Raw genomic sequence first — 25871 nt, forward strand, 5'->3', positions numbered from 1 at the left:
TTATTTAATAACGATGGTATTCCATGTGTCATCCGGTACCAGTGCAATGTATGTCTTACCTGTATTAAGCACTATCTCTTCGCCTGTAGCCTTGTTCCGGAAAACAGTAAGGGAAGCGCCGCTGCCGTTTTCAGCCTCTCCGCCCTTTTCCCATGTTATGTCAATAGCTGTTCCGTTTGTAATAAAATATCCCTCACCGCTGCCGAGGCAGTTATAGATAAAATATCCCTCCTTTGCCGGCTCATGTACGCTAAAACTGCACTTTTGAATAATGAGATTCTCAAAAGTAAGCTGTGCATTCCCATTTTCAGGATCAAGGTGGGCCTCTCCGTACTCGTAATAATCATAAGTTCCTGTGGCCTCATTGTATTCAAGCCTGGAATTATTATGTTCAAAAGGTTTGAGCTGAATCTCGTTACAGCCAAATGAACCGGACTCACCGGATAAGTCATATTCCTGACTGGAAAATTTAAAATGCGGCCCTATGTAATATTCATTGTACTCCACACTGTATCCTTTACTGCTGATTCCTTCCGCAACCGTTTTCCCCGATTTTTTTACACTACGGTCATCCTGTACGATATATTCTGTAAATTCCGACGGCTTGCCATTTTCTACACGGGGAAATATGCCGCTGAGGTTGTCGCAATAATCCTTCTGCGCAATCAGACCCTTATAATTTGCTGCTGAATTTCCCATTACAAAGTACGGGCCTCCATCGTGGCAGAGTATGGCATTCCACTCTCCAACAAGGTAAATATTGGTCTCTCTGGTACTCCTTATGCTGCCGAACTGCGTAAGGCTGCCCCAATCCTTCACAATTGCCATAAACCGTGTAACCCTGCCGTTTGCCGTGCTGTTCATAATCTCGTAAACAACATCAGCCTGTGTAAGTCCATAGTGGGGAAGCGCAGTCTTCTCATTGTCCACCATGACTGCAATCGGACGCTGATTCTGCAGGCTCTCATCAATCCATTCATTTGTCAGCTCGCTGCGGTACATTCCCTCGCGATCTTCTTCCGGCTCCGGAGTTGTCGTCAGCTCTTCTGTCGGTTCCGATGTTACTTCCGGTTCGTCCACAATAACCACCGGTTTCACGGTCTGAACCGGAGACTGGGGTTCTCCTCCCTCACCTCCGCACCCGGCCAGAACAGCCATCGCCGCTATAATTACTGCTAATACTTTCTTTTTCATGGGAATTCCTTTCCTTATGCTTTTTCTTCTATTTTATCCTCACTGTCCTGATTTGTCCATTTATTCCGGCTAAAAAAATGTAGAAATTTTATGCAATTTTTTATCATCTTGCCCAAAACTTCTTAATTTGGTCGTTCTGCCGGTCTCTCACCTTCCACATATCTCTCTCTCAGCTATTCCCTGCCAAAATTTCCGACAAGTTTTCAGAACACGACACACAGATGTCATGTTTGTTTTGTTATAATTTTCATGTAATTCCACGATGGGTGACAGTTTTGCCTGAAATGCGGGCTGCCACGGAAAACTCTCCAACTTACATAAAACGGCACATAAAATCCACAGAAAAGAGGTACAGGCTATGCGTTATACATGGATTGACGATTATCTGCTGCAGAAAAGAGCTGTCACAAAAGACCTGAAAAAAGAATGGAACTGGATCCGCTACCAAATCGGCGGAAAAATGTTTGCCGCAATTTGTCTGGATCAGAACGACAGACCTTATTACATCAACCTGAAGCTGGAACCCGCAGAGGGAGAATTCCTAAGAAGTCAGTATCCCGATATTATTCCGGGATATTATTCTGACAAAGCACATTGGAATTCCGTGAACCCGGACGGCGAAGTGCCGGATGAACTGCTGATGGATCTTCTGGATAAGTCCTATCATCTGGTTCTGGCCGGCTTCGGCAAGAAGAAGCAGCGCGAAATTCTGGGCATAACCTGCTGTGGCACAGAATGCGCAACCAAAGTCTGGCTGGCCACAAAAGATCCGAACCTGTCTCAGGAAACCTTCGACAGCTCCATTCAGGAACGGATGAAGCGGCTGCCGGGCTCCTCATTCAAAATGTGATAAAAAATCCAGCTGAAATTTTTGTTGCATTTTCTTCAGAATGTGTTATAATGTTTTTGTTCAGGACAGAAAGCGATTTGTTTCATATGTGTCCATGGGGCATTAGCGCAGTTGGGAGCGTGCCACACTGGCAGTGTGGAGGTCACGGGTTCGAATCCCGTATGCTCCATGCTTGACAAGAGGCCGCAAATCAGAGATTTTCCAGTGAAATCAAGGGTTTGCGGCCTTTTTCATGCTTTGTTTTACTCCCTTTTCAAAATTGTGTACCTGTATGTTGACTTTATTTAAGAACTAAGTGAGAGTAAGAAAATGGCAGAACGAAACAGGCTGATTTTATGGGGATGGTTCAGTTTGGAAATTGTTAAAAATAAACTAATACCGGATATGGAAAAAAATATTTTGCAATATGGAGTGAGATCTCCAATTGCCTATAAAAAATTTCAAAAAAATAAATATGTCCTGAATAGTTTATATTTTCATCATTCCTATGCGGAAAGCGACATACCGATAGGACAGAACTACACAAAAATAGCATTGATGGATAACTATAAAATATTGCAAAACTCAATTCAAACCTGCCATTCAGAGGTTATATGCTTTTTTACTTGCGATCCTAAGATGCAACCTTCTGAACATGCAATGCGAGGACATCATGAGCTCAGTTTAATACAATTTAAACAAGGGATTCCACGAATGATTTATAATGAATTATTTGAGATAACAGAATTACCTTTTAGTCCGGCTAAAAAACAAATATGCCTTTATTAGTAATGAAATTACAAAAGTTGAGAAATACACTGTTTATCAAAATTTCATGATAATAAGCAATGGGAACACTTTTCCGAAAAGGGAGAATATTATGGTTTCTAGTGATAATCATACAGTTCTTCAAAATATGAAAAATAGCTTAACTCATTTGTTTGGTGATTTGGTACATTGGTAAATTTCAGTATTACTGAAATATATTAAAATTTAAGTTAAGCCGTCCATTCCATGAATGGACGGCTACTTTTTTGATACATATATGCTAATAACCGATAACTTAAATTAACAAAGAGTTAAAGTTTTTTAACATTTCAATCTTGTTTTTCCAGGATAAAAATGCCAAGATTCAACACTAAGGATGTCGGCGTTCTTAAATTTTTGAAGGTTAAATGGATATCTTGTATCCTTTTTAGAATCATATGCTGTAGTATATGGGTCTAACTCGTCACCAGAAATATATACTAAATTTCTATCGGGAATATCCAGCAAGAACATCATAACCAGAAACTTATTGTTGGTGGTTTTCCCTAATGATTCTCTTATGTATTCTGTAGTAATGCTTCCTTTAAATTGCTTAAATGCTGTTTGCTTTTGGGTACATACAATGCAATTACTCTTTGCATGTTTCGTGGTCTTCAATAACTCTAGTGTAGTGACATGTTGATATATAGACAAATTATGCTGGTAAATACAGCCGTTTTGGTATATACTAAGAAAAAAACGGCGGTGATTCCTATGGCAAGACCCAGAAAATATGTAATCAAGCTTACGGAAGATGAATACAAGGAGCTTAAATCCATAATCCGTAAGAAAGCAACTTCAAAAACAATACGCTGCAGATGCCAGATAATCCTTGACCTGGACGAGTCGCATGCCGTATAGCTGACATTGAGCTGCTGCGCAGCAAGCTGTCTGTATGGGAAACAGAGCGTAATACAACAGCAGCAAAGGTTGACTGGCATTTTAGAACAGGTGATGCCAGAATAAAGCTTAAGTCTCTATACCCCAATTTTGTTAAATATCGTCATGTCGCGTATATAAATAGCCGCAAATCATTGATTTTACTGGAAAATCTCTGATTTGCAGCCCTTTATAAATGCCTGATTCACTTATGCTGTAAATTTCACAATTTCTTCTGCCCTACTGCCGCCCCACAGGAAGGGCAAAACCTTGCCACTGTGGAAATCTGCTTCCTACAGCTTGTGCAGAATCTCTTTTCATCCCTCATCTCACCAGCTGCGGTCCCTGTCTCTATCTCTGTATCCGCCGGCTTCCCGTCCGCAGTCACATTTGGTTCCGTACCTGTCTCCGTGCCTGCATCTTCCTCCCTTTGCACAGCCTCTTTCACATCCGCAACCATGCCGCTTTCCGCAGTTACTTTCTCCTCTGAGCCTGCCTTTACTTCCGCAATTGCTTTCTCCCCTGAACCTGTCTTTACTTCCGCAATTGCTTTCTCCCCTGAATCTGCCTTTACTTCCGCAATTGCTTTCTCCTCTGAACCTGCCTTTGCTTCCGCAGCCGGCTTCGGTTGTTTTTTCTTCAGCTCCACCCTGGGCAGCTTTTCCAGGATGGCCTTTCTCTTTCTGAACCCCAATACAATCCAGAACAGAAGCAGCAGTCCTTCCGCAAGGCATACCCATCGGTAACTCACAGCATAGAAATGTCCCTTACCGGAATCCATATAGAACAACGCATCTCCTCTCACTGCTTTCAGCATAACAACAGCCATGATAAACAATACAACTGTCAGCGCGGCTGCCGTCAGTAAAATTATATTCATCGTCCTGGTCTTCTTCATTCTGACAGCCCCTCCTTCGGTTTCTTATTCAGCCGGCCATACCAGCCTGCAAGTACCAGGAACAGTACTCCCGGCAGGATAAAATTTGTCCAGTTCCCGGCGATACTGCCCATCCGCTCCACAGTAATCGTTTTGACACTCTTATTGCCGGCCACGTCATATGCCGAGACAGTGACAGGATTGACTCCTTTTTCCAGAGCCAGTTTTACCATGAAACTGCCGGATCCCATCTCCTGCTCCACACCATTGATCATTACAGTGGCATTCGGCTCGGTGCTTCCCTCAATGACAATACTGTCAGACGCAGTTTTCAGTACATCCTCACTGTTCAGCTTCACAGCAGGAGGCGTCCGATCCACCGTAATGGATTTGGAAAAGGTACTCATATTTCCGTTGGTGTCCTCTATGTAAGCCACCACTTCATGCATTCCCTCGGCCAGATTGAGCTCATAGTCCCCGGAAGTCGCATTCTCCAGAAGAAGCTTTCCGTCAAGGTATACACCTGCTGTGGCCTCCGAAGAACATTCGATATGAACCGGAATCACGTTTTCCTTCGTCACTTCTTCCTTCGGAAAGGAAATCACACCGGAGGGAATGGTTCTGGCCACCTCATACACATCAAACTCTCCCCAGATATTCCCGTCCACAGCTGCCACAGATACCTTTATCCTGTCCAGGTCGTCTTCAGATGTAATGGAATAAAAATTTTCGTATACATATTCCCATCTGAGAACCGAAAGTGCTTCATCATACAGTGTCACCACATAATTGCTGGTCCTTCCAGGATCCCATGTGATATACATTTCCCCGTCTATGCTGCCGGCTTTGACATTCTCCAGTCTCCCGGGCGCGTCTGTCTGCCTGATATACAGCGGCTCTTCGGTGGTCAGTGTATACTGTCCGCTGCCATCATACACCTGAATGTTAAAGCGATACAGTCCCGTGGGCAGATTATCTGCCGAAACTGCCACCGTTCCCGTTTTGGACACAGAATAATCCTGATAAACTGTGCGACTGCCGTTAGAAACACCCTGCACTGCCGCAACGGACAAATTCACCGTGTCCTGATCCACAGCCACATCCCATCCCAGACGGATACTTCCGTCCTCCGCCATCTCGGCCGTAAAGCTCTGAACAGCATTATACTGCACAGACGTATCTTTCCTGTTTCCGCCGTTTACACTGATAATCCCCAGCGCATCTCCTTCCACCAGCACCCGCCAGTAACCGGAACCGGCATTCCCCACATTGACATCAACCCGGCCTCTGCCGAATTCACTGTTCTCTTCCGTGGCGGCAATCTCCGTGCCGTCCGGAGCCGTAATTGTGACGGAAGCCGGCTGTTGTGCATTCTGCCAGCTCACAAAGAATACGCAGTCAGCATACTCCTGATACAGATATACTTCCACCTCCCGCACTGCCGCGGAGGCTTTCATTGGCAGCAGGAAGAAAAAAGCCAAGACAATCAGTGCATTCCATGTATATTTTTTCATTCTCCGTAATCCTCCGCATATGTGCTGAAGCCGTTCTGAATGCTGATATTCCCGCCGGCCGTGGCCTCATAGTTTACCGTTTTCCCATCATAGCTGAGCGTAACCGTGACGTGGCTTCCCGCCGATGCACCTCTCTGCAGAACAGCGCTGAAACCGGCCCTGCCGTCATGTTCAATCCCATAATACCCGTTGTCAAGATGTCCATCCACATTCAGGTTCAGCGCAATCTGCCGTTCCGCTATCAGCGCCGTTCCGCTGATCTCGCCTCCCAGCCTGCTTCCAAACAAAGATAATTCATCCATATCCATCACCGGTATCTCGATTCCCTCAGTCGTGAACATTACATAGAAATCCGGGTTCTCGGAATTGTACACTTTAATACCGTTTTTATTCCATTCGCCGCTGTTGACAAAAGTCACCCTGTCGCAGGAAAGTGACACATCCGTCAGGAATCCTCCGATTTGTCCCTGATACAGCTCATTTTCCAGTTCCAAAGGATATTGTACGTCTATGGAACCCTCCAGTCCCTCCGGCGTCACACCCTCCGTAAAGTATTGATGCATGTTTCCCCCCTGAACCGATAATCTCCCGGCATCAAAGCTAAGCGTATCGGGATAATATCCTGCCGCCTGTATGGTAAAAGGGAACTGCCCTTCTATATTTAAGGTCCGGGAAAGGTTTTGAAATATCAGGTTTCCCTTTATTTCGAACATGGAATCCACCCGACTGGTATCAATGGCCACTCTGGCTTCGTTCACTTCCAGCGCCCCCAGATAACCATTTACAAAACCACTTCCGGTGATCTCCATGAAATCCTTCCGAATAACTATGGTAAGCATTTCGGAACGGGCATACAGGCCACTTCCGTTGTAACTGCTGCTCTGATACTGGGGTTGGTATCCGGTGATTGTCTGCATGGCACCGCTCACCTTATTTTGTCCCACAGCCACTCCGTTCAGCGCATAGTTCAGATTATTCTGCAGATCCCCCAGCTCGTAGCCTCCGTTGACGGTGCAGGTGATTTCCGAACCGTCAAGCTTCATGTCCCCGTATACCTCGCCAAAGCCCGGCAGACGCAGAGTGGCACCGGAATAAGAGAAATTAAGGGAATTCCCGTCAAAATAAAATCCGAAGACATCCATCACCCTGGCACTGCTTCCTCCGAAAGCCATCTGTCCGTAATTGGCCGGCTGGTCCTTAGGAGCAGCAAAATCCACATATGCCGGACCGCTTCCCATTACACTCCCTGCACTGATCGAAATACGTCCGCCGCTCAGGCTGACCGGTGTATTGGCCTGCAGTGTCACCCTGGAATCCGTTCTGACCAGTCCGTTCAGAATCACATTTCCGCTTAGGCTCAGGGTGTAATCATCCTTCTGTTCCACCACATCCGCATACAGTGTGTTGCCGTTCCCCAGCAGAATCGTCTGTCCGGTGAGCCCGGAATCACTTCCTCCGTCGATAGCCAGAAGACTGTCCGAGCTCCTGGAAGTCCCGTCCTTCAGACGGACATTGACCTGCAGCGCTCCCTGAGGATATTCTCCCTCCAGCAAAAATGCAATCACCGAATCCCCCACAGTGCTGACATTCTTCACTTCATCCCCGTTTATGTATACCTGCGCTCCCTCAGTAGCGCCGTCGACATTCAGAAATACAGGAACACCCAGCTGCGCATCTTTCGCGGAGACCACCGACGGCTCCGCATACAGCAGCCGCAGCGAGCCTGAATCTCCCCTGACAATGAAGCTTCCGTCTCTGGCCAGGACCACGCCGCCATAGGCATAGGTTCTGGAGCTGGAGACTTCATAGTCCGCCAGTCCTATGGTCAATACCCGTGGATTCGATTCCCGGTCCTCAGAAACCGTGTATTCAAAGCAGTAATTGTTCACAATAAAATTCTGGAGAGCCGTATAGACATTCACCAGCTCCGCGTCCGTAAAGGCCTCCATATAGAAGCCGCCTGTCTGACGGGCAATATTTTCCATATACTCCCTGTTTCCACCGCCGGTACTCACGGTAAACACGGCAATATTCTCCGCCCGGGCAGCCTCTATGGCAGCGGGCATTTCACCGGGATTTCCGTCTTCTCCGTCCGTCATCAGTATGATGGCTTTCGTTCCCGCAGCATCCTCCAGCGACGCGATTCCCTCCCGCAGACCGGCCGGGATATTGGTACCGCCGCTGGCGTTGATTCCCGCTGCCGCCGCCCGCAGTTCGGATACGTCACTTGTCAGAGGAGACAGGACAGCTGCCGCATTCTCATACAGAACAACAGACAATTCCTGGGTCTCCGGTGTCAGATTTTCAATGCAGGCCTCAACGGCCCTGCGGGCATTTTCAATTCTCTCCCCTTCCATACTTCCGCTTCCGTCAATGACCAGGGCAATGGAAATGAAATTATTACTGTCATCCTCTATCCGCTTTACATCCCTCGCGTTAATAGTAAATCCATTATCGGAAAAGGTAAAATCTTCCGTCCGGAAATCATTTGCCAGCTCTTCCACACCATCATGCTTACCATTCACATTAAGATATGCCCTGACGGTAGGATAATCCTCAGCGTCTACCCGGCTGATGAAGACGGATACCCTCTCATATCTCAGGAAATTATTCAGGAACTCAGAATAGCCCCGGCTGAGAACCGACTCCGGAAGAAAGGCTCCTCCATTCAGCAGAGAACGGATTGCCGTGGAGATGTCCTCCTCTGAAGCTGTGTTGTCATAATAGACTCTTTTGAGCCGTTCCAGCCCCGTTTTCACAGGAGAATCCTCATGCAGCTCGTCGCTGTCCCGCATCAGCTCCACCAGAAGCTCCCGGGCCTTTTCGTCATCCCCGGATGCAATATACAGCTTTGACAGCTGCAGGTCGATCACACCGCTCTTATCTCCGAACAGCGGCGCCTGCGCAAGCAGCCAGTTGATAATTCTTTTTGCCTTTACGCCGTTGGCCTGCCTGCGATAATCCTCAGCCTTCGCCAGATTCTCCTCCCTGCGCGGATTTCCCTCTTCATAATTTCCGGCCATCTCTTCGGCCTTCTCCGCCTGTTTCAGAAGGGAGGCGATTTCCTTATCTTCCTCATCCTCCTCTACAATGCTCATGTCATTTAACAGTTTCTGGGCGATTACATCCGTGTAAAGCACGATGTTCTCAACAGATTTATCCGCGTTCAGCAGTTTTCTTGCGTTTTCCTCCGCCTCCTCCAGATTGCCGTATGCATTATAATATTTTACGGAATAGCGCAGCAGCTCACTGTCTTTCGGTGTCTCCAGCAGCATTTCGCTCAGCGTCTGTGCATCCACCGCATAGAAATTATCTCCTGTGAGCATACTGTCATACTGGAATCCTGAAAGGAACTCAACCTCTTTCTTCTCGCTGATTTCCAGCAGTGCAAAGCAGGCTCCCACAATGTCATCCAGCTCCTCACGTGCCTCTTCGTCGGTGCGCGGAAACCCTTCCAGCCCTGTCATCTCTCTGGACAGCGCGTATATTCTCTCCGCCTGCTCCGAAAGCTCCTGGTTCAGCCCTTCCCCCGCCATCAAATCATCCATATTGATGAACGCACTTGCGTAATTATCCTCCATACAGTCTGCCAGCGCGGAAATAATGTCCGCATGGGGACTGCGCACCTGTTCCGCATGCTGTCTCGCAGCGTCAGAGTTTCCTTCCAGCAGATAATTATATGCGATATACAATGTCCTGTTCGTGGTATCTCTGTCCCGGAAAATGTTTTTCACCCCCCAGAACCCGCATACCACTGTCAGAATGCAAAGCATGATAAGCGTCACATTCCTGATCATGGTACGCTTCCGCTTCAGCAGCTTTGCCGTGAGAAAGTCCACCGGAATAAAGAGAGCAGAAACTATCGCCAGCAATAAAAAAACATTCACGTTCTTCACCTCATCCTTTGATGTCACAACCGTTCAGACAGCTCTCCGAACCGCTGTGTCAGTATCTCCTGTGATATCCGTCACATGATGTCACAGTACAAAAGTCCCTGCCCTGCCGGAACAGCCGCCGCGTCAACCGGATTGCCCGACAGATAGAGCAGCTGCAGGCTGCTCCCCGGTTCCGGTACGTTGGAAATCTGATTCCCTGACAGATGCAGGTATCTCAGACTGCTCATACCAGACAGCACATCCACATTTTCGATTTGATTATTTCTCAGTCCCACATATTCCAGAGACGGCAGCTGTGCCAGAACAGATATATCCGAAATCCCATTGTTTGCGGCATAGAATTTCTTCAATGTGGTGAGATTTCCCACCGCGCTGATATCCGTGATTCCGTTTCCGGAAATGTCAAGCCGCTCCAGGGCAGTGAATTCCGCCAGCTTCTGTAAATCCGCATCCTGAAGCCCGCAATCCCTCAGCACAAGCTCTTTCACATCTGCGGCATAAATCCGGCCGGCGATTTCCACTGTGGCGGCCTCTGCTCTTTCCGTCTGCAGACTGTCCCCGCCTTCAGGTTCTTCCGTCCAGGCCAGAAGCGCTCTGTCAATCAGCTCACTGCCCGTATTGCCATATCCGCTTTCCAGCGTCTCTTTTGCCGCATCCAGATCCCCCATATACTGATATGCCTGTGCCAGTGCCAGATACGCCTCTGTGTTGTTCGGCTCCACCGTTATGACATTTTCCAGTGTCGCAGTGGCTTTCTCATAATCCAGCTCTGCCAGATACTTTTCTCCCAGACTCAGGTCCGTCATTTTGATTGCCTGAACAGGACCGCCCCGCAGTCTGTATGCCGCAATCCCCACACCGGCCGCCGATACGACTATAGCCGCCGCCAGCACCACGGCAATTGTTTTCTTCTTCATCAGGATCTCTCCTCCCGTTTCTTACCTTATTCCCTTTCGCATCCTGTCTCTGCATTACAGGGACACCTGTCTCACCCCGGACTGTCCGTGAAATCCCCATACTCCTCCCTGAGCTTACGGCGCAGTCGTTTCCTGCTTCCCGTGAGGATTATCACTGTGACAGACGCCGCCGCTGCCACCAGGATCATTCCGCTGATTCCCCCGTAAAAAAGCAGCTCACCTGTTGTAATATTCATGACTTTCCCGTCTCCTTTTACTCTATCCACCGGTTGGCGCGAAGCTGCTCCATAATGGATTCCAGCTGCTGCATCTGCGCATCCGTCTCGCCCGGCTTTACAGTTTCCTGATACATTGCGGCTGCCTGTTCGTAATACTCCTTCGTCAGCGCGTAATCCCGCGATTCATTCTCAATGTTGCTCTGCCTGTCCGCTTCCAGAAAAGCCCGACGCATGGGAACGCGGTAATCACCGGGGAATAAATCCGCCATCTTCTCCAGCAAAGCCTCGGCCGCATCAAAGTCACCGGTATTTTCATACAATATGGCCAGATTCTGCATGAGATGAAACTGCGGCATTCCTTTTTCTGTCAGCTCCTCCAGAAGCACAATCGCCTGAGTGTAATCGCCGCACTGTACATAAGCGTCTGCCAGGCGTTCTGTCATCTCCGGTACACAGTTTATCGGAATTCGGTTCAGCGAACCCGCAAGCAGCTCCACGGATTGTTCCGGATTGCCCAGTTTCTTATGGATTTCATCGGCGGTATGATAAGCCCGGTACCTTATATAGTCATCCGCCGTAGAAGAAATCACTTCGTCCAGACAGGAGCCGGCCTCCTCATATTCCTCTCGTGCAAAGGCAATCTCTCCCCTGAGCAGATTCAGAGAGTCTGTCTCCAGGTTCAGCACCTGCGCTTTTTCCAGAGCACGCTCCGCCTCCCCGATTTCTCCCGTCCTGGCCAACGTTATGGCATAATCCCGATAATATGCAGGATTATCCTTTACAAAAGCCACCGCCGTCTCAAAGCATTCTCTTGCCCTCTGATAATCGTTTCCGCCCGACCCGTAATAATAACAGTTCCCCAGAATGTAATAAATGTCTCCAAAGCCCTGCTCCTCATCCGGGATCGTCTGAAATTTCGCTATATTCCCCAGATTTTCCTCTATATAGACGCGACAGCCTTCCGTATCTCCATCCTCCCAGAGGCGCTGCGCCATGGCTCTGTACGGCTCGATTCTGTCACTGTACATGTGGAGAGCCGCTTCATAGGAAGTCTGTGGTTCACTTCCGTTCAAAGTCTCATAGATGGCGGCAAAAAAACGCTCTTCCTTCTCCTGCGCCATCATGCTTCTGCCCAACAGAGTCGTCCCGGCACACAGTGCGAAAAGTACCGGAAAGGCAATGGCAGCCGCTGTTTTCCTGGCCTGGGACGCCCTCCATCGTGAGTCATATCTGTGAATATTTTTGATGGCCTCCAGAAGGCTGCCTGCCGAGGCAAATCTCTCTTCCGGGGCAAGGCGCATGGACTGCTCAATCACAAAGAGAACGCCCTCACCAAATTCTCCCAGGCGCGAAAGGGGGATTATGTCTTTCGCCCTCTCAGGGGGATACTGCCCGGAAAGCAAATGGTACATTGTAGCCCCCAGACTGTATATGTCGGAGCGCTTCCAGTCAATGCCATCCACCGGCGACGGTGCAATCAGCTCTGTCCTCAGTGTGTCAGTAACATCCTCCGCCACTATCTCCGTCAGCTGACTGTCTTCTCTCACCAGCTCTGTGGCAGTCCCCTCCGGTTCCCGGGCCTCCGCATTTGTACCGCCCAGGTGAATGGGAGATGCGGCAGCACTTTTATTGCGCTCGTATATTTCATACTGCTCCGGCGAGGCATAACCCAGACTCCGGCTGATGAGACGCACATTATTGCCGCCCACAAGCGCCGCGTTAAAATCAATCAGGCATACGTCTCCTTCCGGCGTCAGCATAATATTGCCCGGTTTGATATCCCGATGAGCCACATTGTGCCGGTGTATCACTTCAAGCGCAGATGCAATCTGTCCATACCACTTCATCACCTGGGCCTGGCTGAATCTCCTTCCCCGGTCAAGGGCTCTGTCGAGACTCTCCCCTTCCACAAATTCCATGACAGTGAACACCCGGTTCACGGTACTGCCATCCGAATTTCTGACTTCTTTACCATCCCTGTCCATCACCGGCACAGTAATGAAATCATAGACCTGCGGCAGATAGGCGCTTTTGACATCCTTGAGCGCTTCCACTTCATTGCGCTGTGTCTCCACGTCCGCACCGGAAGCATCTTTCAACTCCTTGATGACAACATATTTGTTCAGATTTGTATACCACGCTTTGTATACCACGCCACCGCCGCCGGAACCCAGTTCCTGCTCTATTCGATAGGTCCCATCCCGCAAAACCGGAAGTTCATATAGAACCGATGGTTCATTTGTCTGCATTTTATACCGCACCCTTCCTGATATATTTTGCTGTCCGCACAGTTTCCACATAATCACAGCAGTCCGGACCACTCTCAACTGTCACCTCCGAACTGCTGTACAAAAACATTTTTTGAAATTGCTTCCCGCTCACTTCTGCCTGTAACCGAGTCTGTTCCTCAGACAGGTCTCAGACATTCACAAATCTGGTGTCCTTATTCAGAGGACCCTTTTCTCCGCCTGTTCCCCGGTAAAAAGAATCTACAATCAAAGTCACCCTTCCGCATTTGATTTTATCTCCTGCCTTCAGCGGGCGCGGGACATTCAGCTGCTCCCCGTTCAGCCTTGTAATATTCGAATTGCTCTTATTTTCTATGGTAGGAATATTGTCTACCAGATAAATCAGACACTGCTTCCGGGACACACTTTCATCTGCAACGCAGATCTGACAATCTGTCACACGTCCTACGGCAATCGTATCGGAAAGTGACAGGCTCCACACCTGTTCCGGATGACTGGCATCGCGGATTCTGATACAGGCCGAGCCGTCCGTTCCTTTGGGCACATTACCGCCCAGGATTTCCGTATCTCCATAATTGCCCCCTGTGGAAACACCTGTTTTCGTCTCATCTGCCTTCCCGGCCGTTTTTCCCTTTTTCTTCTTTCCGCCCACTGCAATAAACACAATGATACCAATCAGCAGAATTACCGCAGCCGCAACGGCGGCCAGGACAAAAGGATACTTTTCCACAATACCTTTCACCGTGCCGATGATTCCGCCGGTTTCCGTTCCTTCCGGCACACTGCCTGCCCCGGCAGAACCGCTTTCTCCGTTCTCAGTTTTGCTGCCTGTGTTATCCCCGGAATCATTGCTTTCGGAAAGTCCGTTATCTGTGCTCTCCGTACTTTCGGAAGCTTCTCCTGAAGTCCCGTTTTCCCGGCTGCTTTCCGGCGCCTCTGAAGCGCCGGACGAACCCTCTGCATTCTCTCCGCCGGTTTCCGCTCCTCCCGCAGAAGAGCCGCTCCCTTCTCCTGCCGGCAGATCCACAGCTGATACTCTCACGTCAAACTGCAGTGATACAGTTCCATCCGTAAGTACAAACGGACGCAGAGAACCGTCCAGCAACTCAGCCGGAAGTTTTGCCCGCACCCAGTAGATACTGTCCACGGCAAGACCGGAAAGCACTGTCTCCAGATCCCCGTCCGCATGTAAATTTACATACCTGCCTCCGCTGATTCTGGTCAGTGCAGACAGTTCCTTCTCCGCTTCCGACTGTTCCGCCGAACTGACTGCAACCACTTCCACCGGATAGGTATCCGCCTGAAGCTTCAGGTACAGTTCCTCTTTCGTAATACCGCTGGCAGTATCGTCGATTCCGTCTGTAATTACAATCGTCCGATAGTAGCAGGGATTCCCTTCCACAGGCTCCGCACTGGGCATGGTATTATAAATCGCATCGTAAATCCTGCTCTCCTGACCGTCGAAATCAATTCCCTCCGCCGCATTGGACAGATCATATCGATCGTTGGTAAAATCCTGCAGAACTGTCAGTTCTTCATCGAATGTTACCAGTTTATACTGTTCATTCTCCGGAATATCCTGAATCAGTCTGTCCAGATATATTTTAACGTTATCCCGCATATCCTTAGGTACAGACGCAGAGATATCGAGAAGAATCGTGGTGCGGACAGTTACGCCTCTGTCCGCCAGGAGACCGCTGTCCACGATTTCCAGTCCCTGATTGGAACACTTACAGCCAAGGCTGTCCGGCTTTATCTCTCCGGCTATGTACATGTCGACATTTTGCTCCCATGTATAAGCCTGGGCCAAAGCAGTACTTTCCTCCCCGTGACAGACCATCCCCGGGAACAGCAACAATACAAATACGCTTAACAGTATCCTGAATCTCCTGACGAACATAGTGTAATCTGCCTCCTTGATCTCAGCCTCTGAATGCGCTTGCCAGGCTCTCATCCGTCTCACGGATGGCATTAGCCGCCGCATCCAGCTCACTTGCAAGTCCCTCAATAATCTGGGGCAATGTCTCGCTGAGAATCGGATACATATCCCCCATGAACTGCTCAATAAAAGATTCCTGAGCGGCACCTTCCCAGCGGGAGGCCACATCCTCAATCCTATTCCGCAGCGAAGCCACTTCCTCGTTCATCGCTTCCATACGCTCACGTAAGAACACAGCGCCGTCGTTCAGTTCCTGGGGGGTCATCATAATTCTCTCGGCCATTTCCAAAATCCTCCTTTTTATTATTCTATTTTCCGTCAATACTGTACGTCTGACACAGCATCGGCGGCTCTAAAAACCTCTTCGTATTTCTGCGAAGCGGCTGTTAGATTCGTACTCATATGTTCAAATACCTTAGCGTAATTCTCCAGATTTTTCAGCAGGTCATTTTCAAATCTGGCAAAAAACTGCCTGCCGGCATCTGAATCCCAGTCCTTTTTCAGCTGTTCAAAGGACGCCTCAATATTGGAGCGAAGATTCTCCAGCTCCTCGCATTTTGCCGTCAGCGCACTGCTGGCCTGGGCAAACGCATCACTGTCAATCATGAAATCCATTCTGATACCCCTGTCTTTATTTCCTGCGCAACTCCTCCGGCAACATGGCATTCACTGTTTTCGTCTCCTCCAGCGCCTCTTCGTTACGTCCCAGCGCCTCCAGAAGCGTCACCCGCACCAATCTGGGTTCAGCCTTCTCCGGCTGAAGCGTAATGACATAGTCCAGCAGTTCCAAAGCTTTCTCATACTGCTCCATATCCCGCAGGCACAGTACTCTCAGCAGGTATGCATCGAGATTCCCCGGGGAAGCCAGAGACTGGCCGCGGAATTCATTGACCGCATCTCTATACAGGGGAAGCGCTTCCTCCATGCGGCCGGACAGTTTCAGGGCAAGCGGAATATAATAGCGGGCAGTTTCTCTGCTGTATACATCCTGCGACTTTTCCAGCAGCTGACGGGAATAGTCCAGTACTTTATCATATTCCCCCGCAGACAGGTAACAGTTGGTCAGCAGGAAAATCACATCCGCATCGAACTCTCCCGCCTTCTCCGCCAGCGCCTTCGCCTCGTTCAACGACGCTATGGCCGAGGCAATCTCTTCCTGCCCGGCATAAATCTGCGCTCTTTCCCTGCAGATTCTCCGGCGGATACCGTCGTCTGTTTCCTCCGCCTGCTCCAGATCGGTCAACACGGCAAGGGCCTCGTCCACCTTCTTCTGTTCGATGAGCAGCGTCACCCTGTCCATCACAAACCCGGGATCCTTCGGGAACATCGCGATGGCATCTGCCAGCACCGTCTCTGCCTTCGCGTATTGTTTCAGCTGCATTAAAACGCAGAACTTAAGATGATATCCTTCAAATACATCCGGATTCGTCAGAATCGTCTCGTCCAGCGTCTGAAGCGCTTCAGGGTAATGATTCCCCTGCAAAAGCAGTCTGGCCTTGCGGATACGGATATCCGGCCGCAGCGCGTCCCGCTGTATCGCCTTCGAATAATTGCGGATTGCCATATCCGCCTCTCCCTTTTCCTCGTGAAGCAGGCCGATACTGTAGTACAGCTGTGCATCATCATAGCCGTTTGCCACTGCTTTGTTGTAATTCTCAAACCCAAGGGCCACATCCCCCTGCAGCAGGGCAATACTTCCCAGATGGAAATATGCCAGACCGGATGTACGGTTTATTTTCAATGCCTTCTCAAACTGCGTCTTCGCCTCATCCAGTCTGTCAAGATTCGCATAAGCGATGCCTTTCGACAGATAGATGTCGATATCCATGGGATTTTCCTTCTCGGCCCTGTCATAATAGACCAGCGCCTCCTGGTGTCTGCCCTGTCCCGCCAGCACTGCCCCCTGGGTGAGATATTCCTGTACCTGTAAATGATCCATTTTCCTGACCGTTCCTTTCCGCTGCACGTTCCGGCTTCCTGCCTTTCGCCGCTCTTTCTTTCCTGTTACCTCTTTATCATTGCATTTTATCTGTTGTCCTTTTTACATTCTCCTGGAAGTCGCTCCCTGTTCCTCTGCCGGCACCTTTCGTCGCCAAAGTCCTCTTTCCGGGCTCTCAGAAGAACAGAAATGCCGTCACTCCCCCCAGAATACACAGCAGAATCCCCATGCCCGCAAATATCCAGAACATAATCCTGCGTCCAGTCTCCCTCTGATTCTCATATTGCCGCCCCTCCGGAATCACCCTGCAGGCGCTGCCGTCCTTTGCGGTAAAATACCGGATGCGCAGCTCTCTCCCGATATCTTTCCGTCCCAGATCAGCCACAGACCATTCGGAAGGCAGCTCCATCGTTCTTCCATTTGCCCGAAATCGGAAAATCGGTTTGCTGTTAGCCGCATTGTAGTCATAGACAGGGTACATCCCCTGGCCCAATATCCGGTCTTTCGCCGCCAGCTCATAATCCGGGCCGTTCCCCCGGAAACCTGTCAGAATCCCCACCGTCTGCACACCGCCATGATAGCTGAACCTGTGCCAGAGAAATACAGCAATGAGCAGAAAAATAATTCCGGAGATACCCAGCGACAGAGGAATGCTCAGCAGAACAACAAAATCACTGTTCATCTTCCTCTCCTCTCACATATTCGAAATAAGGAAAAAACTCCTCGAAAGGCGGTGCCGCAAGCTTCGCCGACTTTCCGATATCCCGAATATTCTGATATATGCCGTCTCCCATACCGGTAAAATCTTTCAGGAAGCCGGATTTGTCAAAATCCACAATCACGCCGCCCAGACCCGTCTTATTCATCAGGTCAAAGAAATCATTGCCAAACAGCTTATCCTGAGAGAATTTCTCCAGCGCCCTTCTGGCCAGTCCCTTATTATCTGTCTGGTCCAGGCCTTCAAGAAAATCCTTCGTAAATTCCAGCCCGTCGTTTGCAACAGATACAAGATTGGAAATCTTGTCCAGATTATACTGCATATCTCCCTGCCTGAACTGGAATGCGGTATTCTTAAACTGCGAAAAACTATGGCGCATTTTTTCCATCATGTTCCTGAAAAAGCCCATATCTCCCGTCTGCCGGGTCCGGAACCAGTTACCCGGGTCTCTCACGGCCATCTTGAACAATGTCACCTGATAGTTGAAAGACTGCTTGATATTGGTAAATAAAGTGGTGCGCAGACCTGTGGAAGTGCTGGTGGTCAGCTTCTGGTTCAGCACCAGAGCCTTCGTCCCCTTCCAGATGGATTTCAGCGTCACTTTCTTGATCGGCTTACCGTCGGAACCCCGGGCCAGCTCTTTGAAGGCAAATCCTACCCCGTTCTTGCTAAGGAAGCTTCCCGCAATCTTCCCGATGGAATGTACCAGGGTAATGACGCCCGCTATGGTATCCGTAATCTCAATGGCGCTTGCCGCGGTATAGGAGGCCCTGTTCAACTCTCTGTTATGGAAATTATGCTCCCGCAGCACCTGGGCCAGGGTATCCCGCTCCCCGTATATTTTGGCCATTGCAGGGTCACCCCCCTGACTGGCGGTAATGGCCTGTACAGAGGTAACGATATTCGTCACCGCATTGACCGCGGCAATCACTGCAGTGACACAGGCCGCCACAGCAAATAGAATCGCCCCTCCCGTAATCACCGTGGCTGTGGCCAGGGCCACAACGGCAGCAACTGCGGTAAGCACAGCCGCCACAGCTGCGCCGATTTTAATCACAATGTCCAGGCAGTTCATAATCAGCTCTTTCCCGCCGCCGCATTTCCACCAGTGCTTAATCTCTCTCCCCAGCGCATCGATTGCATTTAACGCATCCTCTCCGCCCTGAATCAGCCAGCCCAGAACCGGCACATTCTTCATATCACAGATAAAGGTAGTCCAGGCCTGCTTGTACCAGGGGGCCTTAAGCTCCGGATTCTTCTGGAAAAAGGATTCCTGATTGTCCTGAATCATCCTTTCCACATCTTCGTCCACCCGCTTCGCCGTGTCGACCAGCTCCTGTATCTTCCCGGAAAGGGTGCGGGCACTGTCTTCCCGGTTCCGCAGCTGTGTAATCTTCTGGTTGACATAGTAATCCGCATTGCTCAGCGCGGACGACATTCCGCCTTCCACCGAATACATTTTCTGCTGAACCTTCCGGCTCAGATCCTCACAGTACTGATTCAGTTCGTCGGCCAGCCGATTCGCCTCGGTTGCCGCACCTGATAAGTCCCCATATCTTAATGAGAGAACCACTTTTCTACCCCCTGTTGCAATTTCTATGTATCCCTGTCTCTTTCCCCACCGCGCCTGAAAGCTTTGACGCAGCTCCATGCTTCCCGCTCCTGCAGGACAGCTCATTTCCGGAAACCGTCGTTCATTTCCTGCGCGGCTCTTCTTATCACTGCTCAGATTTCCGGCTCATTACCGGGAATTGGCTCTGGCCTCCGCCGCCCTGCGGGCTTCCTCCTCCCGCTGCCGCCTTTCCTCTTCCCGGCGTCTTCTTTCCTCTTCCCGCTGTCGTCTCTCTTCATCTGCGATGGCCTGCCTGGTGCTTTGAACTTTATCCTGGGCTCTGGACAGGTCTCCTCTGGCATCGTTCAGCTGCCGTTCCACCTCATTGATCTCACGCTGGATTTCACTGTCCGCAGAGGCCAGACTCCCGTCACCTCCCACGGACTGCTCGTTCTTCCCGGATAAAATACCGTTCAACTGACCGTCTTTACCTGAATAATCGATTCCTTTATCCAGCTTATTTGACGTGTTACGGATTTTGCCGTTCACATCGCTGGAATTCCTGTTGACATTGGAATTCAGCGCTGTCTTTACCGAATTTACATCTGCCTTCCTTCTGTTCAGCTTTCTGATCTTCCCATTCAGCTCATTTACCTGACTGTTCCAATAGTTAAGCTCACTGCGGAGCGCTCCCAGACTCGCCATTTTCCCTCACCCGCCTTCACGATTCAAAATTCTTCGACAGCGCCGCATCTGTCTTCACATATGTGGCCTCCGCGTCCACAAGCGCGTCACGCAGATCATACATGATGTCCGAAATATCCTTCAGATTCAGCTGTACCTGTTTGCAGTCCTTCACAAAAGCATTGCGCCCTTTGCCCTTCCAGTTCTCCGCCATGGTATCCGTGGCAGACTTCACATCCCGGACAATTCCCTCGAACTGTCTGATATAATTGGCATAGGCGGTCATTGTCTCATTGAAATGGGCCGTATCAAGATGTGTCACATTTCCTGCCATGTCACAGACTCCCTTCCTCACACTTTACCATTTTAACCTTCTCAATTCCGTTCCGGGCTTCATACCAGTACCCGTCTCCCAGAGAAATGGGCTTTTTGTATGGCTTCAGATCGGTTGACGAGAATTTATTTGCACCGAAAAGTTTGACATTCGCCATATCGTCCAAAAAGAAGAACTGCTGGAAATCACGGACAATTTTCATCATATCCGGAGGCGTAAATTCTCCGTTGTTATCCACATTGGAGAAGATAAAACATATCTTCAACTGTTTTGCTTCCGGCAGCAGCTTCCGGAACTGCTCGCACACCGGCTTCGGAATTGTCCCCGCCGTGAAAATCTGTGGATTCTGAACCACACAGAGCAGCAGCGGTTCTTCTTCCAGGCTTCCGCCCATGCGGAGAATCTCCATACGCTCCTTCGCCCTGTCAGCGAATCTCAGAACAATCTCTTCAAAGTCCGCGCAGTCCACAGTAAACTGCTCCACAAAACCACAGGTCTCGAACTCCGCCAGCTGTCTGTCATATCCGTCTATCAGATAAGCTTCGCAGGGCAGGTCAAACACATGCCTCTGCAGATAAGTCAGGACAGACCGCAGCAGATTGCTCTTGCCGAATCCCTCTCTTCCATAGATTCCAAGGGTACCCACATGGGCCAGATCCACCGTCACCGGCTCTATCTCGCTGTAGGTCAGAGCCACAGGAATCACATAAGGCGCAAATTCCTCTCCCTCCCAATACTCTGCCGTCAGCACAGGCGGAATGGCCGGAATGGCTCTGGCCCGCCGTTTGCCGTATCTGGCCGATATCCTGTTCACAAATTCTTTCGCCTGCTCAATACGCCGGCCTTCCGTCCGCCTCTGTTCGCCTCCTGTCTCCACAATGCCGTCAAAAGGCAGGTATACCTGATATTCATACACTGTCTTCTCAATGGAAACCAGCCCCCGGCCCTGGACATTCCCCGGCCGGATCGGACAACGGTCAAAAATGTTATTATACTCACTGCTTTCCGTACAGTTAAAGGCAAGCCTTGTGGCAAAATTACTCAGATATTTATAGCTGAGTCCCATCATCTGCTTCGCGGTGGCAATGACAGTGACGCCCAGGGCCAGCCCTTCCCGGCAGATATTCAGCATGGCATCCTCGTACTCCTGGAAAAGCTCCTTGAAGGCAGCCAGGTTGTCTATCATAATCACTATCTGCGGCTTATCCGGCGAAGGTGTCTGTTCCAGATACGTCTCATAGGAGCCGATGCCCAGCTGGGAAAATGTCTCCTTGCGGTCGGCGATTTCCTCCCGTATCATTTTGAAGAAATTCTTCAGTTTCTCGTCGTCGGCATCTGTCAGCACACCGCCCACATGGTTCAGCCCCTCATAGATTTTCATCACCTTGGAGGCAAAGTCAAGAACGTATACCGCCACCTGACCGGGGTCGTAATTTTCCGCAATCCCGCGCAATATGGTCTGCAGCAGCAATGTCTTGCCCGTCTGCGCCGAGCCCACAATCATGATATTCCCCTGAGACAGATTGAGACTTACGGGAGGCTGTATCTGATTGGCCGGATCGTCGTACACGCCCACAGGTACACAGATCCCTGTACAGGCATTCTCCCCGCCCTCCGGATAATCAATCACCTCCGGCAAAGGCGGCAGACAAATGCTGGGAAGCCTGGGAATGCAGGCATCCCTGCAGTACTGGTCCATATACTGGATCATTGCTTTCAGCTGGGTAATCCGGCTTCCGTCACCGGACTGCTGTGCCTTCCGCTCATAGACCACCGTCCGTTTCCCGGTAAAGGATACTTCCGAGACGGAGAATTCCCGCATATTACCGTTCTTGTCACTGATTGCGGACGCACCGCTGTAAGCTGACTGAAACAATGTAAAAATCTCATTATTGCCCACCTGCAGATAGGCCCGGCCCGGTTCTCTGATTTCCGCCGCAAGAGGGGAACGCAGCACTTCGTTGCTGTCTTCCTTCGTGGCCACCTTCAGACACAGCTTGAATTTCGAATTGCTCCATATCTGCTCATTTACCTGGCCTGCCGGCTTCTGGGTTGCCAATATAAGATGAATTCCCAGACTGCGCCCCACCCGGGCCGTACTGATCAGCTCTTTCATGAATTCCGGCTGTTCCGCCTTCAGCTCCGCGAACTCATCCACAATCAGAATCAGATGCGGCAGCGCCGTTTTGGTTTCTCCCGACCGGAACTTCGCAATATACTGATCGATATGATTTACTTCATACTCGGCAAATAACCGCTTTCTCTTTTCCAGCTCCGCCCGAATGGACAGCAGAGAGCGGTTCATTTCATGGCTGTCTATATCCGTGATCTTCCCGATCAGATGGGGCAGGTTCTCGAACTGATTCGCCATGCCGCCGCCCTTAAAGTCTATGAGGACAAAGGATACTTCATAGGGATGAAAATTCACCGCCGCTGAAAGTATGTAGGACTGCATGATCTCACTTTTTCCTGAGCCTGTGGTACCTGCCACCAGACCATGGGGACCGTGAGCCTTCTCATGAAGATCCAGGAAAATCCTGCTCCCTTTCACATCCACGCCCAGCGGTGCGGCAAGGGACTTCTGCACATTGGCTCTGCTCCAGCGTTCCGACAGGTTCAAATCCTCCGGCGACAGAATGTTGAGCAGCTCAAACAGTGTGATATTGGATGTCAGCCTGGAAGAAAGCGCAATCTTCTCACAGTATACCGGTGCCAGCCGCTCCGCCGCAAAACGGATGCTGTCGTCACTGACCTCCTCCCGCACAAAGGGACAGGCGAATTCCTTGTCATTTCTCAGGCGCAGCGTTCCGCCTGTCTGCGTCAGTTCCACGATTTCACCGCAGTACTGGGGCAGATTTTCCTTATATTCCTTAAAATAGACAAAGCTTACCCCACACTCTGCGGACTGATCCGCATATTTTGACAGCGGGTGCGTCTTTATGGCATATTCCTCCAGCACAAAAACCACCACATGCGGCAGAGGCACAGACCTCTCGGCTCCCTCGGCCGCCGCTTTCCGTTCCGCCATCAGCGCATAGAGGTACTCGAACACATTATCCCGGCTCTCGTCATCACAGACAATCCCCCGCATTCCGCCGCCGGACTCCTTAATATGCGGAAACCATTTTATCCATTCATACCTTTTCTGCTCCTCCCGGGGCAGCAGGACAATAATCTGTACCTCCTCATAACTGTGCAGGACGCAGATATCCAGAAGCATACTTTTGAAAAAAGCATACTGCTCTCCGGTCGAACCGATTACGCCCACAGCTCCCGCTTCCCTCAGATGCAGCAGCACAGGAGCGTCCTTAATCATCGAATATTCTTCGTGAAGCTGGACGGGAACTGACATCAGTTCATTTTCCACCTTGACATGCTCTTCCTGCTGATATGTTATTTCACGCTTCGCAGGAACCGCCCCCAGACCTGCTCTCACATGGAGAAAATCGGCATCTCCCAAAGAGCGCTCAAACAGCCGCCCGGAAAACGTTTTCACGAAATCCCGCTCTTTCTCCGGCCCCGGATAGATATCGTTCAGCGCGGAACGCTCCCTGTCCTGCCCGGCCTCGATCTCCTGCCGTTTGGCACTTACATAAGCGGCATAATCCTGATTCCATTCCGCCAGGTCCTTCTCATATCGCTTCCTGTTATGGATAAAGCTGATCACAGAAGTGACAATTCCCACGGCCATAGTGGCAACACTGAAAATCAGAAAGGTCGGATTGCCGGAAGCCGTTCCGCCGATGAGACCGCTTCGGGTCAGCACCGTCACAGCCATCATCAGCAGCGCCGGAGACAGCTGCAGCACAAGATTATCCCGGGGTTTGTCCGGCTTCTGCGGCGGATTTAAAATCTCCACCGGCCTCGTGTCAAAATCATAGAGCATACGGGGACTGCGGTTCAGCTTCGGATAGTCAAAGGCCGGCGTCTCCTCCCGCAAAGGCTGAGAAGAAATTCCGGACATGCGCATGTCTTCACGCTTCGCCGTATACAAAACCTGATTCTTAAAGTAAAAACTATAGTCGGCAATCCCGATAAAATCATACTCTCCTGCCTGCGCTTTCCCGAACAGACGGATCCCGTTCAGCGTTGCGCTAGCAGGCGCATGGCCGGCATCCACATCGTACCCGCCGTCCGGCCTGCGGTCCAGCGTAATATATTCGCTGCCTATATACGCACTCTCAAGTTTTATCTGAGCATCCGGCGAATTGCCGATGACAAGACGGCTGATGTTACGCACATCAACAATCGTATCGAAGTCTGTAGAATTCAGAGTAAAATCATAGGAAAAAGACATGCTGAACAGCACTGCACCGCTGCCGGCACTGTGTATTTCAATGATATCTCCATGACGGATTACCGTTTCCTTTGAGTCCTTCACACTGGGAGAATGAATACACAGTCCCTCCGCACAGGCGGCGCGCCACTCTCCCTCCCCATACAGGAGTGTAACACATACCGGTTCTGCAAATAATTCCCGCTTCAGCCTCACATCACAGTCCTGCAATGTTCCAATTTTAAGAGGAGAGGTGTCCGGGTACACATCCACCTCTCTGAAAATACTGCTGTTTAGAATGGTCAGTATGTATTTCTGTACATTCATTGATTACCTCGTTATGTTGATTACGCTTCCGTCACGAAGCCCATACTCACGAAGAGTGCGCTCGCCGCGCAGCAGCGCAATCGGCCGCTCTGACTTCAGATAGTACTGCTGTACATCACTGTCCCTGTCAGGCATATAACGCTGAAAAAGCGCAGCACATAATTCATTGGCCGAGATATCCAACGGTACTTCCAGATCATGGCTGATGCCCATACTCACCAGATTCAATGTAATAATCGCCTTATTCGCCGCCATCCACTGCCTTCCCCTTCGCTGTGTTTATTTCAGATTTTCTAAATAATGTATAAACATTATAAATAAATTGTAAGTTTTTGTCAATTATTGTTTCTAAATTTGGGCAATTTAGTCCAAACCATTCAAATACAAAACGCCACATAATTTTCCGTCACGGCTCCCATAAACAGACTTCCTTCCCCTGATAAAATGGTCTGCCCGGACATGCCTGCTTTCATGACAAGGAGCCCCGTATCAGCCATATTTCAGCCATTCAATGGATGCGCCGAAAATGGCGGCACTCCCGCCCTTCTGCACTACTTTATACTGAAATTTTCTATTCTCCTTTGCCAGCTGAGCAGGAATGGCCTGTCAAGAATCCCATTCTGCACCATAGTTACGTCCAGAAAACTTTTATGCTCCAAAAACGCATTGTTTTCTGTCTCTATATGTCAAAAACTACTGTATTTCATTTGGTTTCCGACTCG

The 25871-nt window shown here is 49.9% G+C and carries 21 protein-coding genes and 1 tRNA gene; 4 read left to right on the forward strand and 18 right to left on the reverse strand.

Annotation, left to right across the window (positions count from 1 at the left end; translation table 11 throughout):
- Window positions 1-1194, reverse strand: a complete 1194-nt coding sequence (locus NSB25_RS07865) for a DUF3048 domain-containing protein (RefSeq protein WP_103238868.1) — start codon at window positions 1192-1194, stop codon at window positions 1-3.
- A 358-nt stretch (window positions 1195-1552) separates the two neighbouring features.
- On the opposite strand from NSB25_RS07865, the gene NSB25_RS07870 reads away from it, so the two are divergent.
- From NSB25_RS07870 to NSB25_RS07885, 4 genes are all read left to right on the forward strand, one after another.
- Complete coding sequence (locus NSB25_RS07870) at window positions 1553-2044, forward strand: MmcQ/YjbR family DNA-binding protein (RefSeq protein WP_103238869.1); 492 nt, start codon at window positions 1553-1555, stop codon at window positions 2042-2044.
- A gap of 96 nt (window positions 2045-2140) precedes the next feature.
- Window positions 2141-2213, forward strand: a tRNA-Ala gene (locus tag NSB25_RS07875).
- A 140-nt stretch (window positions 2214-2353) separates the two neighbouring features.
- The gene (locus NSB25_RS07880) at window positions 2354-2812 is read left to right on the forward strand and encodes a hypothetical protein (protein ID WP_103238870.1); all 459 of its coding nucleotides are present in this window, start codon (window positions 2354-2356) and stop codon (window positions 2810-2812) included.
- A 732-nt stretch (window positions 2813-3544) separates the two neighbouring features.
- Complete coding sequence (locus NSB25_RS07885; RefSeq protein ID WP_242982351.1) at window positions 3545-3691, forward strand: hypothetical protein; 147 nt, start codon at window positions 3545-3547, stop codon at window positions 3689-3691.
- A 241-nt stretch (window positions 3692-3932) separates the two neighbouring features.
- Here NSB25_RS07885 and NSB25_RS07890 read toward each other — a convergent pair whose 3' ends face one another.
- The 17 genes from NSB25_RS07890 to NSB25_RS07970 form a co-directional block, all read right to left on the reverse strand.
- Complete coding sequence (locus tag NSB25_RS07890) at window positions 3933-4607, reverse strand: zinc-ribbon domain-containing protein (RefSeq protein WP_103238871.1); 675 nt, start codon at window positions 4605-4607, stop codon at window positions 3933-3935.
- Window positions 4604-6100: an Ig-like domain-containing protein gene (locus tag NSB25_RS07895; protein WP_103238872.1), complete on the reverse strand. Its 1497-nt coding sequence runs from the start codon at window positions 6098-6100 to the stop codon at window positions 4604-4606. Before NSB25_RS07895 ends, NSB25_RS07890 begins: the two co-directional genes overlap by 4 nt.
- A complete protein-coding gene (locus tag NSB25_RS07900) occupies window positions 6097-9987 on the reverse strand; it encodes a VWA domain-containing protein (RefSeq protein ID WP_146039995.1) in 3891 nt (1296 codons plus the stop codon). The genes NSB25_RS07895 and NSB25_RS07900 overlap by 4 nt, the downstream gene beginning before the upstream one ends.
- 80 nt (window positions 9988-10067) lie before the next feature.
- Complete coding sequence (locus NSB25_RS07905) at window positions 10068-10913, reverse strand: leucine-rich repeat domain-containing protein (RefSeq protein WP_103238874.1); 846 nt, start codon at window positions 10911-10913, stop codon at window positions 10068-10070.
- Window positions 10914-10984: 71 nt separating this feature from the next.
- On the reverse strand, window positions 10985-11149 hold the full coding sequence (locus NSB25_RS07910; RefSeq protein WP_172455010.1) for a hypothetical protein: 165 nt from the start codon (window positions 11147-11149) through the stop codon (window positions 10985-10987).
- 17 nt (window positions 11150-11166) lie between these two features.
- Window positions 11167-13380 carry a serine/threonine-protein kinase gene (locus NSB25_RS07915; RefSeq protein ID WP_172455011.1) on the reverse strand — a complete coding sequence of 738 codons (2214 nt, stop codon included), beginning with the start codon at window positions 13378-13380 and terminating at the stop codon, window positions 11167-11169.
- 169 nt (window positions 13381-13549) lie between these two features.
- The gene (locus tag NSB25_RS07920) at window positions 13550-15280 is read right to left on the reverse strand and encodes an FHA domain-containing protein (RefSeq protein WP_172455012.1); all 1731 of its coding nucleotides are present in this window, start codon (window positions 15278-15280) and stop codon (window positions 13550-13552) included.
- A 22-nt stretch (window positions 15281-15302) separates the two neighbouring features.
- Complete coding sequence (locus tag NSB25_RS07925; protein ID WP_103238877.1) at window positions 15303-15602, reverse strand: WXG100 family type VII secretion target; 300 nt, start codon at window positions 15600-15602, stop codon at window positions 15303-15305.
- Between the two features lie 35 nt (window positions 15603-15637).
- Window positions 15638-15934, reverse strand: coding sequence for a WXG100 family type VII secretion target (locus NSB25_RS07930; protein ID WP_172455013.1), 297 nt, complete (start codon window positions 15932-15934; stop codon window positions 15638-15640).
- Window positions 15935-15950: 16 nt separating this feature from the next.
- A complete protein-coding gene (locus NSB25_RS07935) occupies window positions 15951-17285 on the reverse strand; it encodes a tetratricopeptide repeat protein (RefSeq protein ID WP_103238879.1) in 1335 nt (444 codons plus the stop codon).
- 148 nt (window positions 17286-17433) lie between these two features.
- Window positions 17434-17940 (reverse strand): hypothetical protein, encoded by a 507-nt coding sequence (locus NSB25_RS07940; protein WP_103238880.1) that lies wholly within the window; start codon window positions 17938-17940, stop codon window positions 17434-17436.
- Window positions 17930-19627 carry a hypothetical protein gene (locus NSB25_RS07945; protein ID WP_146039996.1) on the reverse strand — a complete coding sequence of 566 codons (1698 nt, stop codon included), beginning with the start codon at window positions 19625-19627 and terminating at the stop codon, window positions 17930-17932. The genes NSB25_RS07940 and NSB25_RS07945 overlap by 11 nt, the downstream gene beginning before the upstream one ends.
- A 90-nt stretch (window positions 19628-19717) precedes the next feature.
- Window positions 19718-20233 carry a hypothetical protein gene (locus NSB25_RS07950; protein ID WP_103238882.1) on the reverse strand — a complete coding sequence of 172 codons (516 nt, stop codon included), beginning with the start codon at window positions 20231-20233 and terminating at the stop codon, window positions 19718-19720.
- 16 nt (window positions 20234-20249) lie between these two features.
- On the reverse strand, window positions 20250-20546 hold the full coding sequence (locus NSB25_RS07955) for a WXG100 family type VII secretion target (protein ID WP_103238883.1): 297 nt from the start codon (window positions 20544-20546) through the stop codon (window positions 20250-20252).
- A gap of 1 nt (window position 20547) precedes the next feature.
- Window positions 20548-25149, reverse strand: coding sequence for a type VII secretion protein EssC (gene essC / locus NSB25_RS07960; RefSeq protein WP_103238884.1), 4602 nt, complete (start codon window positions 25147-25149; stop codon window positions 20548-20550).
- 3 nt (window positions 25150-25152) lie between these two features.
- On the reverse strand, window positions 25153-25404 hold the full coding sequence (locus NSB25_RS07965) for an EsaB/YukD family protein (RefSeq protein WP_242982352.1): 252 nt from the start codon (window positions 25402-25404) through the stop codon (window positions 25153-25155).
- A 122-nt stretch (window positions 25405-25526) separates the two neighbouring features.
- Window positions 25527-25646 carry a DUF4143 domain-containing protein gene (locus tag NSB25_RS07970; RefSeq protein WP_242982353.1) on the reverse strand — a complete coding sequence of 40 codons (120 nt, stop codon included), beginning with the start codon at window positions 25644-25646 and terminating at the stop codon, window positions 25527-25529.
- Window positions 25647-25871: the final 225 nt, after the last annotated feature.

The organism is Acetatifactor muris (assembly GCF_024623325.1).
GTDB lineage: Bacteria > Bacillota > Clostridia > Lachnospirales > Lachnospiraceae > Acetatifactor > Acetatifactor muris.